This window comes from Propionicimonas paludicola, from assembly GCF_002563675.1.
Taxonomy (GTDB): Bacteria; Actinomycetota; Actinomycetes; order Propionibacteriales; family Propionibacteriaceae; genus Propionicimonas; species Propionicimonas paludicola.
Genome location: NZ_PDJC01000001.1, coordinates 2,086,758 through 2,108,452, shown reverse-complemented (window position 1 = coordinate 2,108,452; position 21,695 = coordinate 2,086,758). Strand labels below are relative to the sequence as shown.

The window sequence follows — 21,695 nt, the reverse complement described above, 5'->3', positions numbered from 1 at the left end:
GTGAGATTTGTTTGGCGGCTTGACATATTCGAGTACCAAGCCGCAATCTAGGGCCGTGCCCTAATTGCACCCCGTTTTCTGGGGTGAGGATTTCATGGCACTGACGCTCGGTCGTAGAGGGTTGTCTGCCCAACAGAGGGCACTCGGCAACTGCTCGCGAACACCCTGACCACTTCAGCGGAGAAGAGGCCAACTCGCATCACGTCATCGATCGCCAGCGGCCATTGCGCGTGCCCGCAGGAGATCTCGCCGTGGTGCCGGCGTCATGGGTTTCCGGCATGGCAGCAATCACTCAGACGGAGGTCTTGGGCACTGTGAAGAATTTCAAGAGGGTCTCGATGGCCCTTGCGCTCAGCTTGTGCGTGGGGCTGATCCCGACGCAGCTGGCGCAGGCGGAGGACGGCGGCGGCACGCCGGCAACTCCCATCTACATGGACTCGAGCTACAGCTACGCGGAGCGTGCAGCTGACCTGGTTGGCCGGATGACCGCCACCCAAAAGGGCTCCCAGATGTACAGCGAGAATGCCCCTGCGATCGGCGCGGCCGCTCTTGGCGTCGGCGCTACAGGCGTCCCCGCCACGACGGGCATCAATGGCTACAACTGGTGGCAGGAAGCGCTGCACGGCTACGCGCGCGGCAACGTCACGAACTCGAACTCCTACCCGCAGAGCACCTCGGTGGGTAACACCTGGAATCCGGAGCTGTACTACCGCGAGGCCAGCCTGATCGGCGACGAGGTCCGCGAGCGGGCCAACAAGATCACCACGGCTGGGGCGCCCAACCTCGGCAACGCGGTGAACCTCACCATGTACTCGCCGACGGTCAACCTGCACCGCGACCCGCGCTGGGGACGCAACGAGGAGTCCTACTCCGAGGATCCGTTCCTGATGAGCAAGATGGGCAGTGCCTTCGTCCAGGGCATCCAGGGAGCCGACCGCAATGGCGTCCCCCTGGTGAACGGGATGAAGAAGGTCAACGCGACCATCAAGCACTACGTCGCCAACAACAGCGAGCGCAACCGCCTGGATGGCGGAGCCAAGACGTCGATGCGGGCGTTGCGTGAGTACTACGCGGTGCCCTACCGCGACATCATTCAGGACGCCAACGCCTCGTCGGTGATGGGCGCCTACAGCACCCTCAACGGCGATCCGAGCTCCTGGAGCAGCTACCTCAACGACACCCTGTTGCGCCAGACCTATGGCCTCAACGGGTACACCACTGGTGACTGCGACTCCGTCTCGACGATCAAGCGTCACAACTTCACCAACCCGTACACCGGCAAGGTGCTCACCACCATCGAGCAGTTGTCACAGGCCATGGCGCATGCCATGGACCTGGAGTGCAGCGGCGGCTACACCAGCGGCACCGGGACCTACAACACGAACATGGCGAACATGCTCGCCCAGGGCGTCACGACCGACAAGGGCACGTTCACCGAGAACCAGGTGGACATCTCCCTGCAGCGGCTGATGCAAGCCCGCATGGAGACCGGTGAGTGGGATGCCAACAACGCCTACACCTCGCAGGCTGCCCAGCGAGTTGCGGCCCAGTCCGGCAGCATCGGCTGGCAGACCCCTGAGCGTCTGAAGATGATCGACGATGTCAACGCCGAAGCGGTCGTGATGCTGAAGAACGCGGCCCCGTCCGGTTCCTCGACCTCGATCCTGCCGCTCGCAGTGCCCTCCACCGGTGACTACAAGGTGGCCATCGTGGGGGCCTGGCAGACCAACGGCTACCTCGGTCTGTACTCGGCGAGCCAGAGCGACTCCACCAACCGGATCAACATCCAGCAGCGGATCGCCAGCAACATCACCGAGAAGAACCCGGGCGCGACCTTCAGCTACCTGACCACCTACGGCAACTCCACCTCGGCAAGCTCCTACACCCTGTCGGATGCCGACAAGGCCACGATCTCCGCCGCGGATGCTGTGATTGTCGTGACCGGCACCAACGAGAGCTACTCCAAGGAGGATGGCGACCGCACCAGCACCGCGCTCCCGAACGGGCAGGACACCCTGATCTCCAACGTGGGCAAGCTGAACCCGAAGACGGTTGCGGTCATGGAGACCGCCGGCCCGATGCAGGTCACCAAGTTCGCTGATGACGTGTCGGCCATCTTGTGGTCCAGCTTCCTCGGCAACCGCAAGGTTGGCTTCGGCGATGTGATCACCGGCAAGGTCAACCCCTCGGGCAAGATCACTGACACCTGGTACCAGACGGTCAGTGACACCGGAGCGTCCGATATCCCGAGCATCCTCGACTACGACCTGTACCCGTCGGAGGGCAAGCAGGGACGCACCTACATGTACTACACGGGGCCGTCGTCGTACCCGTTCGGCTATGGGCTGAGCTTCTCGACCTTCGAGTACTCCAACCTGAAGATCGCCAAGGGCGCATCCGCCACCAGCGACTTCACTGCTGACGACACCGTGACGGTCTCCTTCGATGTGAAGAACACCGGCTCGGTCCGCGGCAAGGAAACTGCGCAGCTCTACGTCGCGCAGCCGGACGCCCCGGCCGAACTGAAGCGCCCGATCAAGCGCCTTGAGGGCTTCGACAAGGTGGAGCTCGCCCCGGGCGAGACCAAGACCGTCACCCTCGACGTCAAGGTCGCCGATCTGGCGTTCTACGACGAGGCGACCGACCGAAACGTCGTTGACAAGGGTGGTTACCAGGTCCAGGTCGGTGGCAACAGCGCCTCCGTCCCGCTCTCCGGCAACTTCAGCGTGTCCGGTGCGATGACGGCTGTCCCGGCTGTGGTCACCGCCAAGCCGAGCCAGACCGGCGATGCCGAGCTGGGTATCGAGGAGCGACTCATCTTCGATCGTGGCGAGACCGTTGATCCCAAGCTGACTGTCTCGCTGAGCGATGAAAGCCTGTGGGGCTACATCATCAAGCAGCAGAGCAGCAAGATCATGAAGAAGGCCAGCACCCCGTTCCCCGACGGCATGACCTTCAGCTACAGCTCCAACCGTCCCTCGGTCGCCTCGGTCACCAATGGAGTGATCACGACCAACGCCCCCGGCGTGGCGACCATCACCGCAACGGCGACCTACAACGGTAAGTCGGCCTCTGGGGAGTTCGTGGTCTACGTCGTCTCGACGCCGTACATCGACGGCATCAAGGTGGACGGCAACTCGGTCGCCAACTTCAAGCCCGATCGCCTGAACTACTCGATCGAGGTCCCGGCAGGCACGACGACCATTCCGAACGTCAGCGTTGTGAACGCCAACTCGGATGTCACCACCGTGGTCACCCCGCCGTCCTCGCTGCCGGGTGTCACCACGATCGTGGCGACCAACAACGTCAGTGGGGCCACCGCCACCTACCGGGTGGGAATCGGGTATCGGCCGACAACCGTCGACCTCACCCAAGGTGAAACTGGCGCCACCAGTGCGGGCTGGACGATGAAGAATCCGTCCACCCAGGCGGCCTATGGGCCTGGTGGGTTGACGATCACCACGGAGAGGGGAGCGTTCGGCACGGCCACGCCACCGCAGAACGTCCTGCTCAACGCAGCTGCCGGTGACTGGGTTGCCCAGACGCAGGTGAAGCTTGCCGCCACTCCGACGGCCAGCAACCAGCAGGCTGGCGTGGTGGTGTACGACACCGACACCAACTACACCCGGTTCGTCTACGAGCGGCCGACCTCGGGCTCGACCAACGTCGTCCGCGTGTACAGCGTGGTCAACGGTGTGCAGACCCAGACCGCTTCGGCGAACCTGGCCTCGCAGACCTCGGTCTACTTCCAGGTCGTCAAGCAGGGTGACTCCTATACCTACAAGTACTCGACGAACGGCAGTACCTGGTCCAGCCTGGCCACGTCGGTCTCCGCGTACTACGCATTGCCGCAGCTGGGCCTGTACGCCACCAGCGGGGACACCGCGGCAGCGGCCATCTCGGCCACCTACGCCAAGGTGTCGATCTTCACGCTGTCGGAGCTGTACCCACGGCTGTCCTCGCTGAGCGTGAATGGCTCTCCGGTGGCAGGCTTCGATCCGGAGGTGTTCAGCTACAACCAGGAGGTGAGCGCCGACGCCACCGAGGTGCCGGTGATCGCCGCAACGGTGACGGACCCGGCCTTCTCGGTGACCTACAACCAGATGACCACCCCCCGTGGTACCGCCGCAGTGACGGTTTCCACCGGTGCAACAAGCGTCACCTACACGGTGAGCTTCAACTCCGGTCCGCGCTCGGATTACTTCGCCGATGGCACGAAGAGCTCGAACTGGACGGTGTTGCGCGAGAACCAGGCCACCTACTCCACCGAGAAGGGTCTTGGTCTCCGACTGCCGACGCAGCGCTACGACATCTACGGGGCGGCCGGTCCGGCCTGGGAGAACGTGGTCACTCAACCGGCAATGGGTAACTGGGAGGTTGTCGCCAAGCTGTTCTACCCGCAGAAGCCGACGGCCAACTACCAGCAGGCAATGCTGCTGGTCTGGCAGGACGAGGACAACTACATCCGGCTGAACAGCCAGACCAGTTCGCTCCAGATCCAGCCCGGCTGGGAGAACAACGGCTCGTTCAGTGGCCTCGGCAGCGCTAACCCCGTTGCCAGTGCCGACGGCTCGGTGACGCTGTATCTCAGGATCATCAAGAACAACACCACCTACACGCTGGGGTACTCCCAGGACGGTGAGAACTACACCCAGATCGGCAACCCGGTCTCCGGGGTGAACTTCCGTGATCCGAAGATCGGTCTGTTCGCGACCCAGAACTCGACCGCAACCCAGATGAACACCTACTTCGAGTACCTCACGGTGACCGATCTCAACGGTGTTCAGCAGAAGTCCTATCAGCAGATGCTGCAGGACGCTGTCGATAATGTGCGCGACTACGTCGCGGCGGATATCCCCGCCGAGATCCACTCCGACGCCGACCTCGACATTCCGGTGCCGCACGGCTACACCATGTCGCTGAAGTCCAGCAACCAGCAGGTCATCAGCGATGACGGAGTCGTGAACACCGGTCTTCGATCCGACGCCACCGCCAATCTGACGGTGACGATCACCGATGGCACCCGAAACGCGGTGTCGGAGTCGATCCCGGTGACCGTCAAGGCGAGTGCCGATCCGTCGGTGCTGCAGGCGCTGGTCGCAGTGGCGGACGGCCTGGCCGGCAAGCTCGGTGGCTACACCACGGCTTCAGTGTCGGCATTCACCGACGCGTTGGCGGCGGCGAAGACGGTTCTTGCTGATCAGAACCAGACCCCCGACAAGCTCAAGACGGCTGCGGACGCCCTGCGCACCGCGATGTCGGGCCTCGAGGTGAAGGCTCCGGTCATCGACAAGAGCATCCTCAAGCACGTCTACGACGAGGCCCGTGAGTTGTCGAACTCGTCGGGACGCTACACGTCGACGACGTGGGATGCCCTGCAGACCGAGATCTCCCAGGCCTCGACGGTCCTGGAGAACGCCTCCGCTACCCAGGCGGAGGTGGACCAGGCCGCCAAGGAGTTGGCGACAGCCCTGTCCGGCCTTGAGGTCGCCCCGGCGGTACCGGACAAGTCGGTGCTCCGGAACGTCCACGATGCTGCGGCTGCGGTCTCGAATGCCGGCGATGTCTACACGGCGACGTCCTGGTCGGCTCTGCAGTCGAGCCTGGCCAGTGCTGAAACCGTGCTGGACAAGGCCGCGGCGACCCAGGTGGAGATCGACCAGGCCACCAGCGCCGTGACCACGGCACTGTCGGGGCTGGTGCTCAAGCCGGTGCCGGTGAACACGGGCGTGCTGAGGAACGCGACCTCGGTCGCAGGGACGATGTCCAATGCCGATGACCGCTACACCGCGGCATCGTGGGCAACGCTCCAGCAGGCGCTCACCAACGCCCGGCAGGTCGCTGACGACAGCTCGGCAACGCAGGACGACGTGGACGAGGCTGTCTCCAGCCTGAACGCGGCCATCGCCGGACTGGTTCTGAACCCGCCCAAGGAGGTCGAGGTACCCGTCGTGGTTCCCCCGACCGTCACCAAGCTGACTCTGAATCAGGTTCAGGCTCGGGTGGTGAAGGGGAAGACCCTCGACCTCGATGAGGCCGTGGACTACGCCGACGGTCTGCCGTCCGCCTACTCCGGCAAGGTCATCTGGACCTCGTCGAACACCAAGGTGGCGACGGTGTCGTCCCGCGGTGAGGTGACCGGCAAGGGTTCGGGAAGTGCCACGATCACTGCGACCACGATCGACAAGACTGCCGCTGGCAAGACCCTGTCGGTCAAGATCACGGTGAATGTCGTCGGGTCGAAGCCGAAGTCGAAGGTGACCAGCATCACCGCTTCGGTTCCGAAGACGATGACGGTGGGCCAGGTGGCATTCGCCGGCGCCCGGTACGCCTCGTCGAAGGCGACCGGGGTGAAGGTCACCTACTCGTCCTCGCGGTACGCCGTTGTTGATGTCGATCGCGTGGGCCGCCTCACTGCGGTGGGCAAGGGCACCGTGACGATCACCATCAAGGCCGGTGGCAAGACGAAGACCTGGAAGGTCACCGTCAAGTAGCACGACACCAAGTGGGGTGCGGGGCCGGAGCATTCCGGTTCCGCACCCCACTTTGTCGTCTCCCGGCAGGCCCGGGGACGGGCGGATCCGGCCCGTGGGCGGGAACTCGCTCTAGCCTGGGGTCATGAGCTTCGCTGAGCGTGGGGAGTCACGGTGCTGATCGCCGGTCTGGTGTTAGCCGCACTGGCGGCGGCATTGCACGTGTTCATCTTCTATCTGGAGTCCGTGGCCTGGACGAGCTCGCGGGCCCGGGCCACCTTCGGAACAACTCCGGAGGAGGCTCAAGTGACCAAGTCGATGGCCTTCAACCAGGGCTTCTACAACCTGTTCCTGGCGCTGCTGGCCTTCGGTGGGATCGTCGCGTTCGCCGCGGGTGCAGTAGTCGTCGGCCTGACCCTGGTCTTCGCCGGGGTCGGCTCGATGCTCGCCGCAGCTCTGGTGCTGCTGGTCTCGTCCGCCGATCACCGGGCGGCGGCGGTGAAGCAGGGCCTGCTGCCGCTGCTGGCCGTGGTGGGTCTGCTGATCGGCCTGATCTGACCTGCACGCTGTGAGTTACCAGGCGACATCGCCGCCGAACTCACAGCTTGCGTGCGTGGAGGGCCGATCCAGCTCAGTACCAGAAGCTCAGTTGCGGCGTGACGGTGCCGGCGAAGAGCCGCGCCACCCGCTCCGGGTCGGGGCTGCGTAGCCGTCCGGCTCGAGCCAGAGTGACCGCAGAGACCCCGCCCAGCAGCATGGCTGACAGTTCGGCGATGCCCAGCTCCACGTCCGGGGTGGCCGAGCTCTCGGCCGGACGCACCGTGGCCGCGCCGGACTCGGCGGTAGTCAGGTGGAACCGTCCGCCGGCGATGCCCAGCGGATCGCTCACGTCGAGCACCAGCTCGTCCGTCCGGTCGTAGCGACGGGCCTCCAGCGCCGCGGCAACGTCCAGAACCCGTAGGTAGTGATGATCGAGGACCGAGACTCGGGCGGCCCGGCGATCGGCGATCATCCACCACAGTGGCTCGTCGATGCTGAGTTCGCTCGCTCGGATGGTGCCGATCAGGTCGAGGGAGAGCAAGAACCGCCACAGTGCTGGATAGGCATCATCGGTGGCCGCGATGAACCGCTGAAGGTTCAGCGTCGAGTCCGGGAAGTTCGTCTCATTCTCGGTGACCGTGTACACCGCCAGCCCGTCCACTTGGCCGGCGGGGGAGCGGTACTGGACGACCCGAATGGCACCGGCCTTCTCCACAGCCGGCATCGTGCCGAAGGTGTAGTCCCAGGCGCCGGCGCGGTGATCCACCTCGCCAGGACGTCCGGCGCGCACCCGTTCGTGGAGCTCGTCGGCGACGGCCCGGCCCTGCTCCCTGGTCAGGAAGTCGATCCTTCCGTCCGGTTCCGGACCGATCCAGCCGGCCTGGCGGACCGAGATCTCTGCGTCGGCGGCGAGCGCGGCCGGCGCGAAGCCGAAGCGCCCGTAGATGCTGGACTCGCTGACCGTCAGCGAGGCGATCGGGAAGCCGGCGTGGGCCGCGGCGCGCAGCTCACCGCCCAGCAGGCTGCGCAGCAGGCCGCGGCGCCGATGGGTGGGTGCCACGGTGACCGCGCTGACCGCGAAGCTCTCCAGCTCACCGCCCGGGACGGTGAGTCTTGCTCCCCAAGCGCCCAGAGTCGCCACCGGCATCTCGGGAACCGCAGCCTGCGGGTCGTAGATGCCGATCAGCCGGTAGTCCTTGTTCCGGTCGAAGAAGGCCGCAAGCTGCTCGTCGGTGGGCTCGCTGTCCAGGAACCCGCGGCTCACCACGCTGCGCCAGGCGTCCATCAGCTCGCGGCTGACGTTAGCCCGCTGGACGGTGTAGCCGCGGTCGGTGATCTCAGTGACCATGGTCGGGTCGAACTCGGCGTCGTGTCGCAGCTGGCTCATGTCGCATTCCTTGTGCCGTGGGAACTGGGGTGCCTGATGCTCGGTGCCGAGCGTGCAGAGCAGCCCAGGATATCCGCCGGAGCATCACCGGGTGGGAGTCTTGCGGCGCGCCGGTACCGACGACCGGGCCGGGGTCATCCGCACCGGCGCCTCGGGTCCGGGGTGGCCGGACGTGATGTCGTAGGATCGCTCTCATGGAGCAGGAGGCCTCGGGCCATCTCGTGGTGTCGCCCAGCGACTTCGTTGAGGCCGCGGAGACTCTGGCGATGCTCGGATCGCCGATCCGGATCCAGCTGATGTGGGTACTCAGTGACGGTCCGCGCGACGTCACTGGACTGGCCGAGGCGATCGGTCAGCCGTTGACTACGACCAGCCATCACCTGCGCCGGATGCGGGCCGCCGGGCTGATTACCTCTCGTGCCGACGGGCGCCGCCAGGTCTACTCCGTGGAGGACCCGCATCTGATTGAGCTCGCCCGTCAGTCGGTGGAGCATCACGCGGATCTGCGCCTGCGCGAGCGGTGACCGTCGCCGCTAGCCGGTGACCACTCCGAACAGATGCCCGATCGCCCAGGTGAGGGCCATGGCGGCGCTGCCGCCCAGGACGTTGCGAATGATCGGCTGATACTTCGCCGACTCGCTGACATGTCCGCTGACCCAGCCGGTGGCAAACAGCCCGAGCGCCGCGACGCCCAAGGTCAGCGGGATTCGTAGGCCGATCGGCAAGAGCATCATGGCCAGCAGTGGCAGGACGAAGCCCGAAGTGAAGGCGATCGCCGAGGCGGCGGCCGCGTGCCAGGGGTTGGTCAGCTCGTGCTGGTGGATTCCATACTCGGCGCGCAGATGTGCGGCCAGCGCATCATGAGCGGAGAGCTCTTCGACGACCTGGCGAGCCGTCGCCTCGGTGAGCCCCTGGCCCCGGTAGACCTCGACCAGTTCGTCGAACTCCAGCTCGGGAGTCTCGCTCAGATCCCGGCGCTCCCGCTCGATCAGAGCCACCTCGGTGTCCCGCTGGCTTGATACCGACACGTACTCACCCATCGCCATGGCGCATGCCCCGGCCAGGAGGCCGGCCACACCGGCGGTGAGGATTGCCGGGCTGTTCCCGGGGTCGGCGGCTGCCACGCCAATGCACAGGCCTGCGCCAGAGACCAGCCCGTCGTTGGCCCCGAGCACTCCCGCTCGCAGCCAGTTCAGCCGGGCCCCGAGTCCACCGAAGCCGACCACTTCGGGGGCATCCACCAGATCAGTCATCATCCCTCATTTCTGTTAAATACTCGTACGATCGTAGTAGCGTGAGAGTATTACGCAAAACCGATGGCAGGATGGCATGAGATGCGAGTTGTGAGGATCCCGTCGGGCGTTGAGCCTGCCTGCGCCGAGGTGCTGGAGGTCAGGAAGTGAACCGCAAGCGAGTGGTGATGATCGCGATCGTTGCAGCGGCGGTGATCGCGGCTGGGGGTGGGGCTGCCTACGCGAGTCTGAACAGCACTGCGCTGGTGAAGGTAACCACGGCCGGCCTCGGCCGGCTGGCCGTCACCGTGGACGCCCCGGGCACGGTCGCCGCAGCCAACCAGCGCGGGGTCTACCCGCCGACGGCAGCCACGATCGCCAAGGTCGAGGTTGCCGATGGCGACCGGGTGAGTGCCGGACAGGTGCTGGTGCGGCTGAACACGGCTCCGCTGAAGCTGGCCCTCGCGCAGGCGGAGGCCGCACTGGCAACGGCCCGAGCTCAGGCGAACTCGATCGCCACCGCGTCTCCGACGGGCAGTGAGTACGCCGCGGCGAATCGGGCGATCAGTGCGGCACGCTCTGCCTTGGGCACCGCGAAGCGGAACTATGCCGACTATCTGGCCGAGTTCAATGCGGCCAGTCCGGTCGAGCAGGACGCCATGCGTCCGACTCTGCGCACTCTCGGCAGCGCGCGCGATCAGGCCTCAGCCACACTGGCTCTGGCCAAGGCAAACCGGGACCGGCTGTCGCGTTCGGGTCAGAACGGCCTGGCCAAGGATGCCGGGTCCCTCTCCGTGGCGGCGGCCAAGCTGGCCGTGGCCCAGGCGAAAGCCGACCTCGGTGGGGCTGTGCTGACCGCTCCGGTCGGCGGGACGGTGTCGGTGCCGAGCGGGGTGGAGTCTGGTGCCGGGGTGAGCCCTGGCATGGCCGTAGTGAGTGTGGACGAGCCGAGAAGTCTGGTCTTTGAGGCCAGTGTCGACCAGGCTGACATCGCCTCGGTTGCGCCTGGTCAGCCGGCCACGGTGACGCTGGATGCGTTCGCCGGGCAGACTCTGGTCGGGAAGGTGCTCAGTCGAAGCCAGAGCGCGTCGACTACGGCGACCGGGGGCGTGGCCTTCGTCACCAAGGTCAGCCTGGCCGCGGGCTCGGTGCAGCCGCTGGCCGGCATGGGTGGGTCGGTGTCGATCACGGTCAAGGAGCTTCCCGACGCGATCACAGTTCCGGCTGCTGCGGTGGTGAGTAACGGGGAACAGCGCTTCGTGTTCGTGCTCGCCGACGGACGGGTGCACCGGACGGTGGTGCGCATCGGAGCCGAGACCGACACGGCCATCCAGATCACCGACGGTGTGACCGCCGGCGCTCAGGTGGTGGTGACCGGGGCCAGCAGCCTGTCTGATGGCCAGTCGGTGAGGGTCTCCCGGTGAGCCAGCAGCCGGACGTCCCCGTCCTCGAAATCACCGGCTTGCGGCGGGTCTACGGCAGCGGGGTTACGGCCGTGACGGCCTTGGATGGGGTCGATCTGAGCCTGGATCAGGGCGAGTTCGTCGCGGTGATGGGGCCGAGCGGCTGCGGCAAGTCGACGCTGCTGAACCTGATCGGCGGCCTGGACGCCGCCGACGCCGGCAGCGTCCGGCTGGCCGGGACGGAGCTGGGCAGCCTGGACGACGACCGGCTCACCGAACTGCGTCGTCGCGAGATCGGTTTCGTCTTTCAGTTCTTCAATCTGATTCCAGTGCTTACTGCGCGGGAGAACGCCGCCTTGCCACTGCGTCTGGACGGACGCGCCGACGCCGACGAGTTGGCCGAACGCTGGCTGGAACAGGTCGGCCTGGGGGGGCGGGTGCACGCCCGTCCTGATCAGCTGTCGGGCGGGCAGCAGCAGCGGGTGGCGGTGGCCCGGGCGCTGGCCACCGATCCGGCCCTGCTGTTGGCCGATGAACCAACCGGCAACCTGGACTCCAAGTCCGCGGGTGAGGTCGCCGATCTACTTCGTCAGACCAGCCAGGAATGGAATCGGACGGTGTTGATGGTGACCCACGATCTGGTGATCGCCAGCCACGCGACCCGGCTGGTGCTGATGCGCGACGGCCGGATCATGGATGATCTGCAGCTTGATGGCTCGCTGCAGGCGCCTCGGCTGGCGCTGGAAAGGGCCGGGCTGCTGTGAGACTCACTCTGACCTTGGCTTGGCGCTACCTGTTCGGTCGCGGCGCTCGCTCGCTGCTGACCACCTTGGCGGTCTCACTGGGGGTGATGCTCACCTTCGGGCTCAACGGGATCAGCCCGGCCATGGAAGCTGCGTTCACCAGGAACCTGCTGTCCAGCGCCGGTGCTGTGGATCTCACGGTCGCGGACGCGTCCGGCCAACCGTTCGCCGTCGACGTCGCCGACCGGGTGGCCCGGACGCCCGGAGTCGCCGCAGTCAGCCCCGAACTGCAGCGAACGGTCATCCTCTCCGACCGGGCCGTCGGCAGCCCGGGGCAGCTCACTGTGGTGGGCGTGGATCCCGCGCTGGCTCCGCAGGTGCGCGACCTCACGGTGGACGCCGGACGCGGTCTCGCCCCCGGAGACCGGGCAGTCATGTTGGTCACCGCTGACCTGGCCGGACGACTCGACCTGACCATCGGCGACACCCTGGCCGTCCCCTCGGCGACGGGCAGCACCAAGCTGCGCCTGATCGGGCTGCTGGCTGGCAGCGGGGTTCCCGGGCAGGACCAGGCATTCATTCCGCTGGCCCAGGCGCAGCAGCTGTTCTCGCTGGGTGGGCGGATCACCACCGTGCAGGCTCGCGCCGACGACGGAGCCGACCGGGGCTCCCTTGAGCGCACGGTCCAGGACGACCTGGGATCGAGCTTCACGGTGGGAGGGCTCTCGTCGAACGCCAGCCTGCTGGCCTCGCTCCAGGTGTCCAAGATGGCCTTCCTGATGTTCTCGCTGTTCGCCCTGGCCACGGCGGGTTTCATCATTCTGAACAGCTTCCGCACCGTGGTCGCCCAGCGGCGCCGTGACATCGGCATGCTGCGGGCCATCGGTGCTCGGCGCCGCACGATCCTCGGCCTGTTCCTGGCCGAATCACTGCTCCAGGGCGTGGTCGGCACCGGGCTGGGCCTGTTGCTCGGCTGGGGGATGGCTGTGGGGGCGCTCGCCGTGGTCGAGTCGACCGTCTATCAGGCGATGCACATGCAGGTTGATGGGCCAGTGTTCACGCCGCAGACCTGGGGCGCGGCGATCGTGCTCGGTGTCGGAGTGACGGTCGCGGCGGCGCTCATCCCGGCCCGATCCGCTGCGCGGGTCTCACCACTGGAAGCGATTCGTCCGCCCGCAGCCGAGGTGAGCGGACGCCGGTCGGGGGTGTCCACCTGGGTCGGGCTGGGGATGCTGCTGGCGGCAACCTTCGGGCTGTTCAGCCGGAACACCGGCCTGGTCTGCGTCGGTGCAGTGTTGTTCCTGGTCGCGATCGCGCTGCTGGCCTCGGCCGTGGTGGCACCCGCCGGCCGTTGGTTGGCCCCGTTGCTCGCCCTGCGCTACCCGCGGGAGGGGCCGATCGCGGCCGGCAACCTGCAGCGCAGTCCGGGCCGCAGCGGCGTCACGGTCACCGTGGTCATGCTGGGGCTGTCCGCGATCGTGGCGTTGGTCACCGTGGTGGACTCGAACACGAACGGTTTCATGGGCTATCTGGACCGCTCGATGTCGGCGGACTACCTGATCATCCCGCAGTCGATCGTCCTCGGTCAGGGCAATGTCGCTGCCGGGCCGGAGCTTGCCCGCCGGGTTGCGGACGTCCCGGGAGTGGCGGCCGTGACCACGCTGCGCCTGAGCCAGGTGCGCACCCACGGTGGTGGGGACGTCCAGGTGATCGGCATCGATCCGTCCAGCTACCTCAAGGTGGGCGATTTCGACTGGAGTGCCGGCTCCTCCGACCAGGCGATCAGTCAACTGCGCAGCGGACGCTGGGTGATTGCCAACGGGGTCTATGCGGCCGCGCATCAGCTCGTCCCCGGCCAGCAGGTTGCGCTGGAGACGCCGAACGGAGTCCGCAGCTATCTGGTGGCCGGGATCGGCAACGACTACCTGAACGCGGAGCTGTCCACCGTCTACACCTCCCATGCGAACCTGGCTCGGGACTTCAACACGACCGCCGACCTGATGGTGATGGCCAACCAGGAGGCCGGCGCAGACCCGGCTCAGGTCGAGGCGGCGCTGCAGCGCGTCACCGACGCCTACCCCGCGTTCAAGCTGTATCAGTCTGCGGCCTGGAAGGCCGAGCAACTCCAGCTCTACGACTCCTCGATGATCGTCTTCGACGCGCTCATCGCCGCTTTGGCGCTGCCGTCGCTGTTGGCCCTGATCAACACCATGGCGATCAGCGTCCTGGCCCGGACTCGAGAGATCGGCATGCTCCGGGCAGTGGGTGCCACCAGACGGCAGATCCGTCGAGTCATCACCGCCGAGTCGGTCTTGCTGGCCGTCATCGGCACAGTGCTGGGCGTCGTGGCGGGCCTGTGGCTCGGCTTCGCCATGGTGCTGGCCATGAGAGCTGTCGGCTGGCAGATGCCGTTCAGCTTCCCCTGGGCCGGCATCGCGGTAGCGGTCGTCGTCGGCCTGGTCTTCGGAGTGATGGCCGCCCGTGGACCGGCCCGCAGCGCGTCCCGGCTGCAGGTGGTCGTGGCTCTGCACCAGGAGTGACGCAGGACTGCACCTGGCGTGGATGGCCCGGTCTGACCTGGCCCGCAAGCTGTGAGTTGCGCGGCGACATCGCCGCCGAAGTCACAGCGTGCGATGGCGGGACTCGCCCAGCGCGGACGCGCACTCGGGGGACAGGACAATGGCAGCCGGGAGATGCGCAGGCGGCGACCGAAGCTCTGCGACGTCGAAGGGCCCGTCGCCAACAGTTGTTCGATTCTGGATAGTGATCCCGGCCTGGCGGTGACGCCTAGTCGCCGGCTGCTTGGATCTGGTGGAGCTAAGGGGATTCGAACCCCTGACCTTCTCATTGCGAACGAGACGCGCTACCAACTGCGCCATAGCCCCAGGTGCCCCGAAGAGCCCGACCAGATTAGCATCCGGCAACCGGAGTGAGAAAACTGGCTGGCGAGGAGTCGATCAGGGCTCAGGCCAGCGGGAACACCAGCTTGGTCACGGTGTTCTCCGGGGCCTCGTCCGGCTCGCTGAGGTACCACTCGAACATCGAGTCGCCCAGCGCGACGTCCTGGCTTTCGAGCCAGGGCATGAGCTCGGCGTAGCTCTCGTCGAGGCTGTCGTAGCCGCCGAAGTGGGTGCCGACCACGGCCGTGGTCGCCGGGCGCTGCCGGACGTTCAGGCCGTCGATGGCTGTCGGCTCGGCGATCCCGAAGCCGATCTCGACGTCCACGGTGTCCTCGGGCATCGCGAAGTACTCCGCATAGGCCGGTCCGACCATGACCGCGCCGGCCTGGGTGATGGCCGCGCTCACCTGGTCGTAGACCGGGGTGAACAGCCCGGCCAGCTCGGCGATCGGGACGACCTGGCGGACGCCGGCGCTGACCCAGGCGTCCAGTTCTTCGAAGTGGGGATCGACTCCGGCCACCTCGGCCTCCTTGCTCAGTTCGGATGCGTCCACGCTATTGCCGGCGGTCGCGGCCTGTCGAGGAAATCATGCGGGCCAGAGCGGGGGAGTACTTGCCATGAACGCCGCAAAGCGTAGACTGACCGACGGTCGGTCAGTGAGAGGTGGAGCATGGCACGAGTCGTGAAAGATCCGGAGGTGCGGCGCGATGAGCTGCTCGACATCGCCCAGAGACTGGTTGCCGAGGTCGGCTACGAGGCGATGTCGGTGGAGGCGGTCACTCAGGCCGCCCAGGTCGCCAAGGGCACCTTCTACCACTACTTCTCATCCAAGGAGGACATGCTGGGTCAGCTCCTCGACCGGCTGATGGACGGGCTGTTCGCCAGCCTGGAGGCGCGCCGAGCGGCGGTCGACGGTGATGCCATCGCCAAGCTGCGGGCCATCCTCGAGGCGTCCGGTGAGTACAAGGCCATGCAGTTGCCCAACTACCTGTCTTCGGCCAGCCTGTATCGCCCCGAGAACTACGCGCTGCGCCATCGGCTCTTCGAGCGCTGGGAGCGGGCCGTTCGCAGCATCATCGCTCCGGTGGTGGCCGACGGCGTCGCTGAGGGCAGCTTCCATGTGGGGTCGGTCGAGTTCGCCACGGACGTGCTCATCTCGCTGTGGTTCGACACCTCGCAGCGGGTCCTGGACCGCGCCGTCGCCGAGCCCGATGTGGCCGGCTTCGTGACGGTGCTTCAGCGAGACACCGCCGCTTTGTGGGCCGCCCAGGAGCGGCTCCTGGGCGTTCCCGAGGGTAGCTTCGCCGTCCCCATGCCACCGAACGCCGAAGTCTTGTTCGCACCGATCTATGCCGAGTTGCTGGAGGTCATGAAGTGAACCGCAAACGAGTCATCACGATCGTTGTGGGCGCCGCCGTGTTGGTTGCCGCCGGGGGCGGCATCGCCTACGCCAGCCTGAACAACACCGTCCAGGTGAAGGTGGCCACCGCAAGCGCGAAGATCCTTGCCGTGACCGTGGATGCGCCCGGGACGGTCACCGCGGTCGGCCGGCGCGGGGTCTATCCGCCCACGGCTGCGACGATCGCCAAGCTCGAGGTAGCCGACGGTGACCGGGTGAGCGCCGGCCAGGTGCTGGTCCGGTTGCACACCGGCCCGCTGAAGCTGGCCGTTGCCCAGGCCGAGGCTGCCCTGGCCACGGCCCGCGCCCAGGCCGGAGCGGCGTCGAACGCGGCGCCGACCGGCAGCGAGCTTTCCGCCGCCAGTCGGGCGATCAGCGCGGCGAACTCGGCGCTGAGTACGGCCAAGAAGAACTATGCGGACTACCTGGCCGACTACAACGCGGCCAGCCCGACCGACCAGGACGCGATGCGGCCGACGCTGCGCACGCTGCGCAGCGCGCGGGATCAGGCCTCGGCCACGCTGGCTGTGGCCAGAGCGAACCGCGACCGGCTATCCCGTTCGGGCCAGAACGGGTTGGCCACCCACGCCGGGTCGCTCTCGATCGCGGCCGCCAAGCTGGCCCTTGCTCAAGCCAAGGCCAACCTGGAGGCCGCCGAGCTCACCGCTCCGGTGGACGGGACCGTCGTGGTGCCCAGCACCGTCGAGGCGGGCGCCGGAGTGACCCCCGGAGTCCCGGTGGTGAGCGTGAGTGAGCCGTCCGGGCTGGTCTTCGAGGCCAGCGTCGACCAATCCGACATCTCCTCGATCACGGCCGGGCAAGCCGCGACGGTGAGTTTGGATGCCTTCGCCGGGCAGGGCCTGACCGGGAAGGTGCTCAGCCGTAGTCAGAGTGCCTCGACCACCGCCACCGGTGGGGTGGCCTTCATCACCAAGATCAGCCTGCCGGCCGGCTCAGTGCAGCCACTGGCCGGCATGGGCGGGTCGGTGGCAATCACCGTCAAGGACCTGGCCGATGCCCTGACCGTCCCGGCTGCTGCGGTGGTCAGCAACGGTGAGCAGCGCTATGTCTTCGTGGTGGCCGACGGCGTGGTGCACCGGACGGCGGTGCGGATCGGAGCCGAGACCGACACGGCCATCCAGATCGTTGAGGGCCTCAGCGCCGGAGACCAGGTCGTCAGCACCGGTGCCAGCAGCCTGGCCGACGGCCAGTCGGTGAAGGTCGTCCAGTGAGCCAGCAGCCGGACGTCCCCGTCCTCGAACTGCGCGGCCTGCGGCGGGTCTACGGCAGCGGCACCACCGCGGTGACGGCGCTGGACGGGGTCGATCTGAGTCTGCAGGAGGGGGAGTTCGTCGCAGTGATGGGGCCCAGCGGCTGCGGCAAGTCGACGCTGCTGAACCTGATCGGCGGACTGGACGCCGCCGACGCCGGCACGGTGCGGCTGGCCGGAACCGAGCTGGGCAGCCTGGACGACGATCGCCTCACCGAGCTGCGTCGCCGCGAGATCGGCTTCGTGTTCCAGTTCTTCAACCTGATTCCGGTGCTCACCGCGGTGGAGAACGCGGCCCTTCCGCTCCGCCTGGACGGACGCAACGACGCCGACGAACTGGCCCGCCACTGGCTGGACCGGGTCGGCCTGGGTGGACGTGCGAACGCCCGTCCCGACCAGCTCTCCGGAGGTCAGCAGCAGCGGGTCGCGGTGGCCCGGGCGCTGGCCACCGACCCGGTCCTGCTGCTGGCCGACGAGCCCACCGGCAACCTCGACTCCAAGTCGGCGGCCGAGATCGCCGGGCTGCTGCGCCAGATCAGCGTGGAATGGAACCGGACGGTGCTGATGGTCACCCACGATCCGGTGATCGCCAGCCACGCCACCCGGCTGGTACTCATGCGCGACGGCCGGATCCTCGACGATCTGGCCCTGGACGGCACGCTGCAGGCCCCGCGGCTGGCGCTGGAGAGAGCCGGCCTGCTGTGAGACTCACCTTGACCCTGGCTTGGCGCTACCTGTTCGGCAGGGGCGCTCGCTCGCTGCTGACCACTTTGGCGGTCTCGCTCGGGGTGATGCTCACCTTCGGGCTCAACGGGATCACTCCGGCCATGCAGGACGCGTTCACTCGCAACCTGCTGTCCAGCGCCGGAGCCGTCGATCTCTCGGTCGCTGATGCGTCCGGCCAACCGTTCGCTGCCGACATCGCCGACCGGGTGGCCCGGACGCCCGGAGTCGCCGCAGTCAGCCCCGAACTCCAGCGGATGGTGATCCTGCCCGACACCAGCGGTGGCAGCGTCGATCAGCTGACCCTGATCGGAGTCGATCCCAACCTGGCCTCCGGAGTGCGCGACCTCACCGTTGACGCCGGTCGTGGGCTGGCCGCGGGGGACCGGGCGGTGATGCTGGTCACGGCAGACCTGGCCGGACGTCTCAATCTGACCGTCGGCGACAGCTTGGCGGTGCCCTCGGCAACCGGCAGCACGAAGCTGCGACTGGTCGGTCTCCTGGCCGGCAGTGGGGTCCCCGGCGAGGATCAGGGGGTCATCCCGCTGGCCGAGGCCCAACAGCTCTTCTCACTGTCCGGCCGGATCACCTCGGTCCAGGCCCGCGCGGTAGAGGGCTCCGATCGGGTCGCGCTGGAGAACGCCGTCAAGGACGAGCTCGGCACCGACTTCACCGTTGGCGGGCTCTCGGCGAACACCAGCCTGCTGGCCTCACTTCAGGTGGCCAACCTGACCTTCCTGATGTTCTCTCTGTTCGCCCTGGCCACAGCCGGCTTCATCATCCTGAACAGCTTCCGCACGGTGGTGGCCCAGCGCCGGCGCGACATCGGCATGCTGCGGGCCATCGGGGCCCGACGCCGAACCATCCTGGGCCTGTTCCTGGCCGAGTCACTGCTCCAAGGCATCGTCGGCACCGGCCTCGGGCTGCTGCTGGGATGGGGGATGGCTGCCGGCTTCCTGTCAGCGATCGAGCCAATGGCCAGCTCGATGATGCACCTGCAGATCGCCGGGCCGCTGTTCACCCCGCAGACCTGGGCCACGGCCGTCCTGCTCGGCCTCGGCGTGACCGTGGTGGCCGCCCTGGTCCCGGCTCGGGCTGCGGCCCGGGTGTCCCCGCTGGAGGCGATGCGTCCGCCGGTGGCCGAGGTGAGTGGGCATCGGATCGGGGTCAGCACCTGGATCGGTCTGGGGGCGCTGCTGGTGGCGACCTTCGGACTGTTCGCCGGTACCAGCGCCATGGTCGGCTTCGGCGCGGTGCTGTTCCTGGTTGGGATCGCCCTGGTGGCATCGGCCGTAGTGGTTCCGGTGGGTCGCTGGTTCAGTCCGCTACTTGCCCTGCGCTACCCGCGGGAGGGGCCGATCGCGGCCGGCAACCTGCAGCGCAACCCGTCCCGCAGCGGGATCACGGTGACCGTGGTCATGCTCGGACTGGCCGCGATCGTGGCGATGGTCACCGTGGTGAACTCGATCACGGTCGGCTTCGTCGGCTACCTGGATCGCTCGATGTCGGCGAACTACCTGATCATTCCGCAGTCGATCGTGCTCTCTCAGGGCAACGTCGCGGCCGGCCCCCAGCTGGCCAGCCGTGTGGCGGACGTTCCGGGGGTCTCGGCAGTCACCACGCTGCGGCTGGGTCAGGCCCGCTCCGACGGCGGGGACGTCCAGGTGATCGGCATCGACCCGGCCAGCTACCTCAAGGTCGGCGACTTCGACTGGAATGCCGGCTCCTCGGATCAGGCGGTCAGCCAGCTGCGCAGCGGACGCTGGGTGATCGCCAACGGGGTCTACGCAGCCGCTCACCAGCTCGTCCTCGGCCAGGAGCTGAGCCTGGAGACCCCGAACGGAACCCGCAGCTACTTGCTGGCGGGCATCGGCAACGACTACCTCAACGCCAAGCTGGCCACCCTCTACACGTCCCAGGCCAACCTGGCCCGCGACTTCAACGTCGGTTCCGATCTGATGGTGATGGCCAACCAGGACGCCGCCGCGGACCCGACGCAGGTTCAGGCCGCGCTGCAGCGGATCACCGACGCCTACCCCGCCTTCCGGCTGTACCAGTCCTCGGCCTGGAAGGCCGACCAGCTCGCGATCTTCAACACGTCGATGATCTTCTTCGACGTGCTGATCGCGGCGCTGGCGTTGCCGTCCCTGCTGGCCCTGATCAACACGATGGCGATCAGTGTGCTGGCCAGGACCCGGGAGATCGGCATGCTCCGGGCCGTGGGTGCCACGAGGCGCCAGGTTCGCCGGATGATCACGGCCGAGTCGGTGCTGCTCTCGGTGATTGGGACGGTGCTGGGAGTCGCGGCCGGCCTGTGGCTGGGCTTCGCCATGGTGTTGGCCATGGGATCGGTCGGCTGGCAGATGCCGTTCAGCTTCCCGTGGACCGGCATTGCGGTTGCGGTGGTTGTCGGGCTGGTCTTCGGCGTGCTGGCCGCCCGCGGCCCGGCTCGCAACGCGTCCCGACTTGCCGTCGTTACCGCCCTTCACCAGGAGTGATGTCCGCGAGTCTTGGCGTGGGATGGGCGAAGACTTGTTGGCACGCCTAGCCTGACCTGTGTGAGGGCAATCGATCGCAACCGGCATCCGGTGGTCCGGGCGATCCTGCTCGGGATGGCCCTGGCGTTGGGTGTCAATGCGCTCTGGCTCGCCGCGGTCGCCAACCTCAGTCTGGGCAACTTCCTGGCTGGCGCGCTGGCCGTTGGCCTTCTGGTCTGGGCTTTCGTGTTCGCCGATCTGCCCAAGCTTGCCAACGGTGCCATCATCGGGGTGCTGGCGGCGGTGCTGGTCTCGTCCGGACTCCTGGCCTGGTACGGCAGTTCCGACAACGTCGATTACCACGAGGACGCCGTGATCGTGCTGGGTGCGGCGGTCCACGGCACCACGGTGTCGAGCACCCTCCAGGCGCGCCTGGACACCGCTCTGGCCTACCACCAGCAGAATCCGAAGGCCTGGATCGTGGTCACCGGCGGTCAAGGCGCCCAGGAGGACATCTCGGAGGCGAAGGCAGCGGCCACCTATCTGCTGAGCCGGGGCGTCCCCGATGGTCAGATCCTGCGCGACGAGTTGTCCACCTCCACCGAAGAGAACTTTGCGTTCGCCAAGCGACTGCTCGACAGTCAGCTGGGTTCCAGGTATCGGATCGCGTTCGTCACCGACGACTTTCACGTCTTCCGGGCCGAGCGGACGGCACGGAGCGCCGGCCTGGTGCCCACTCACCTGAGCTGCCATTCGCCGTGGTACTTCTGGTCGGCCAACTACTCCCGCGAGACCGTGGCTGCGCTGTGGAGCTTGTTGCAGCCAAGCTGAGGTGCGTGGTCCGTTTTGGCCTGAGACGCAGATCGGCCCCGCTCGCCAGGCGAGCGGGGCCGATCTGGATCTAGAGGCTTACAGGGGGGTGATGTTCGAAGCCTGCGGGCCCTTCGGGCCCTGCGTGATCTCGAACTGCACCTTCTGGTTCTCGTCCAAGCTACGGAAGCCCGAGCTCGAAATCGCCGAGTAGTGAGCGAACACATCGGGTCCACCGCCATCGGGGGCGATGAAGCCGAAGCCCTTCTCCGCGTTGAACCACTTAACAGTGCCAGTGGCCATGCAACAACTCCTTCTTATGGGTGCGGCCCCGACTG

At 67.1% G+C, this 21,695-nt stretch carries 15 protein-coding genes and 1 tRNA gene; 11 read left to right on the top strand and 5 right to left on the bottom strand.

Annotated elements, in window-relative coordinates; all coding sequences use genetic code 11:
* Positions 1–338: 338 nt before the first annotated feature.
* Both ATK74_RS09805 and ATK74_RS09800 read left to right on the top strand, forming a co-directional pair.
* A complete protein-coding gene (locus tag ATK74_RS09805; RefSeq protein ID WP_169923806.1) occupies positions 339–6,494 on the top strand; it encodes a glycoside hydrolase family 3 C-terminal domain-containing protein in 6,156 nt (2,051 codons plus the stop codon).
* A 153-nt stretch (positions 6,495–6,647) separates the two neighbouring features.
* On the top strand, positions 6,648–7,031 hold the full coding sequence (locus ATK74_RS09800; RefSeq protein WP_098460854.1) for a DUF1304 domain-containing protein: 384 nt from the start codon (positions 6,648–6,650) through the stop codon (positions 7,029–7,031).
* Positions 7,032–7,104: 73 nt separating this feature from the next.
* Here ATK74_RS09800 and ATK74_RS09795 read toward each other — a convergent pair whose 3' ends face one another.
* On the bottom strand, positions 7,105–8,400 hold the full coding sequence (locus ATK74_RS09795) for a GNAT family N-acetyltransferase (protein WP_211283338.1): 1,296 nt from the start codon (positions 8,398–8,400) through the stop codon (positions 7,105–7,107).
* A gap of 194 nt (positions 8,401–8,594) precedes the next feature.
* Between ATK74_RS09795 and ATK74_RS09790 the strand changes: the two genes are divergently transcribed.
* Positions 8,595–8,924 (top strand): ArsR/SmtB family transcription factor, encoded by a 330-nt coding sequence (locus ATK74_RS09790; RefSeq protein ID WP_098460853.1) that lies wholly within the window; start codon positions 8,595–8,597, stop codon positions 8,922–8,924.
* Between the two features lie 9 nt (positions 8,925–8,933).
* On the opposite strand, the gene ATK74_RS09785 is transcribed toward ATK74_RS09790, so the two are convergent.
* Positions 8,934–9,653, bottom strand: coding sequence for a VIT1/CCC1 transporter family protein (locus tag ATK74_RS09785; RefSeq protein WP_098462183.1), 720 nt, complete (start codon positions 9,651–9,653; stop codon positions 8,934–8,936).
* Between the two features lie 146 nt (positions 9,654–9,799).
* On the opposite strand from ATK74_RS09785, the gene ATK74_RS09780 reads away from it, so the two are divergent.
* Genes ATK74_RS09780 through ATK74_RS09770 form a run of 3 tightly spaced genes read left to right on the top strand, consistent with a single transcriptional unit; the run spans position 9,800 to position 14,318 of the window.
* A complete protein-coding gene (locus tag ATK74_RS09780; RefSeq protein ID WP_098460852.1) occupies positions 9,800–11,056 on the top strand; it encodes an efflux RND transporter periplasmic adaptor subunit in 1,257 nt (418 codons plus the stop codon).
* Positions 11,053–11,799, top strand: coding sequence for an ABC transporter ATP-binding protein (locus tag ATK74_RS09775; protein ID WP_098460851.1), 747 nt, complete (start codon positions 11,053–11,055; stop codon positions 11,797–11,799). Before ATK74_RS09780 ends, ATK74_RS09775 begins: the two co-directional genes overlap by 4 nt.
* Entirely contained in the window at positions 11,796–14,318 is a 2,523-nt protein-coding gene (locus tag ATK74_RS09770) for an ABC transporter permease (protein WP_098460850.1), read from the top strand. The genes ATK74_RS09775 and ATK74_RS09770 overlap by 4 nt, the downstream gene beginning before the upstream one ends.
* 269 nt (positions 14,319–14,587) lie before the next feature.
* Here ATK74_RS09770 and ATK74_RS09765 read toward each other — a convergent pair.
* Together ATK74_RS09765 and ATK74_RS09760 are read right to left on the bottom strand one after the other, a co-directional pair.
* Positions 14,588–14,663 (bottom strand) — tRNA-Ala (locus ATK74_RS09765).
* 79 nt (positions 14,664–14,742) lie between these two features.
* Entirely contained in the window at positions 14,743–15,231 is a 489-nt protein-coding gene (locus ATK74_RS09760) for a GyrI-like domain-containing protein (protein ID WP_211283336.1), read from the bottom strand.
* A gap of 117 nt (positions 15,232–15,348) precedes the next feature.
* Between ATK74_RS09760 and ATK74_RS09755 the strand changes: the two genes are divergently transcribed.
* Genes ATK74_RS09755 through ATK74_RS09735 form a run of 5 tightly spaced genes read left to right on the top strand, consistent with a single transcriptional unit; the run spans position 15,349 to position 21,378 of the window.
* Positions 15,349–16,056, top strand: coding sequence for a TetR/AcrR family transcriptional regulator (locus ATK74_RS09755; protein ID WP_098460849.1), 708 nt, complete (start codon positions 15,349–15,351; stop codon positions 16,054–16,056).
* Positions 16,053–17,309 carry an efflux RND transporter periplasmic adaptor subunit gene (locus ATK74_RS09750; protein WP_098460848.1) on the top strand — a complete coding sequence of 419 codons (1,257 nt, stop codon included), beginning with the start codon at positions 16,053–16,055 and terminating at the stop codon, positions 17,307–17,309. Before ATK74_RS09755 ends, ATK74_RS09750 begins: the two co-directional genes overlap by 4 nt.
* A complete protein-coding gene (locus tag ATK74_RS09745; protein WP_098460847.1) occupies positions 17,306–18,052 on the top strand; it encodes an ABC transporter ATP-binding protein in 747 nt (248 codons plus the stop codon). Before ATK74_RS09750 ends, ATK74_RS09745 begins: the two co-directional genes overlap by 4 nt.
* Positions 18,049–20,568: an FtsX-like permease family protein gene (locus ATK74_RS09740; protein WP_098460846.1), complete on the top strand. Its 2,520-nt coding sequence runs from the start codon at positions 18,049–18,051 to the stop codon at positions 20,566–20,568. Before ATK74_RS09745 ends, ATK74_RS09740 begins: the two co-directional genes overlap by 4 nt.
* A gap of 60 nt (positions 20,569–20,628) precedes the next feature.
* Positions 20,629–21,378, top strand: coding sequence for a YdcF family protein (locus tag ATK74_RS09735; RefSeq protein WP_098460845.1), 750 nt, complete (start codon positions 20,629–20,631; stop codon positions 21,376–21,378).
* 78 nt (positions 21,379–21,456) lie between these two features.
* Here ATK74_RS09735 and ATK74_RS09730 read toward each other — a convergent pair whose 3' ends face one another.
* Positions 21,457–21,660, bottom strand: a complete 204-nt coding sequence (locus ATK74_RS09730; RefSeq protein ID WP_098460844.1) for a cold-shock protein — start codon at positions 21,658–21,660, stop codon at positions 21,457–21,459.
* Between the last annotated feature and the right edge of the window lie 35 nt (positions 21,661–21,695).

Bases quoted from the DNA above. Each gene is read 5' to 3' on its own strand.
- ATK74_RS09790 (WP_098460853.1), top strand. From the start codon at position 8,595: ATGGAGCAGGAGGCCTCGGGCCATCTCGTGGTGTCGCCCAGCGACTTC.
- ATK74_RS09795 (WP_211283338.1), bottom strand. From the start codon at position 8,400: ATGAGCCAGCTGCGACACGACGCCGAGTTCGACCCGACCATGGTCACT.
- ATK74_RS09785 (WP_098462183.1), bottom strand. From the start codon at position 9,653: ATGACTGATCTGGTGGATGCCCCCGAAGTGGTCGGCTTCGGTGGACTC.
- ATK74_RS09755 (WP_098460849.1), top strand. From the start codon at position 15,349: ATGGCACGAGTCGTGAAAGATCCGGAGGTGCGGCGCGATGAGCTGCTC.
- ATK74_RS09730 (WP_098460844.1), bottom strand. From the start codon at position 21,660: ATGGCCACTGGCACTGTTAAGTGGTTCAACGCGGAGAAGGGCTTCGGC.
- ATK74_RS09805 (WP_169923806.1), top strand. From the start codon at position 339: ATGGCCCTTGCGCTCAGCTTGTGCGTGGGGCTGATCCCGACGCAGCTG.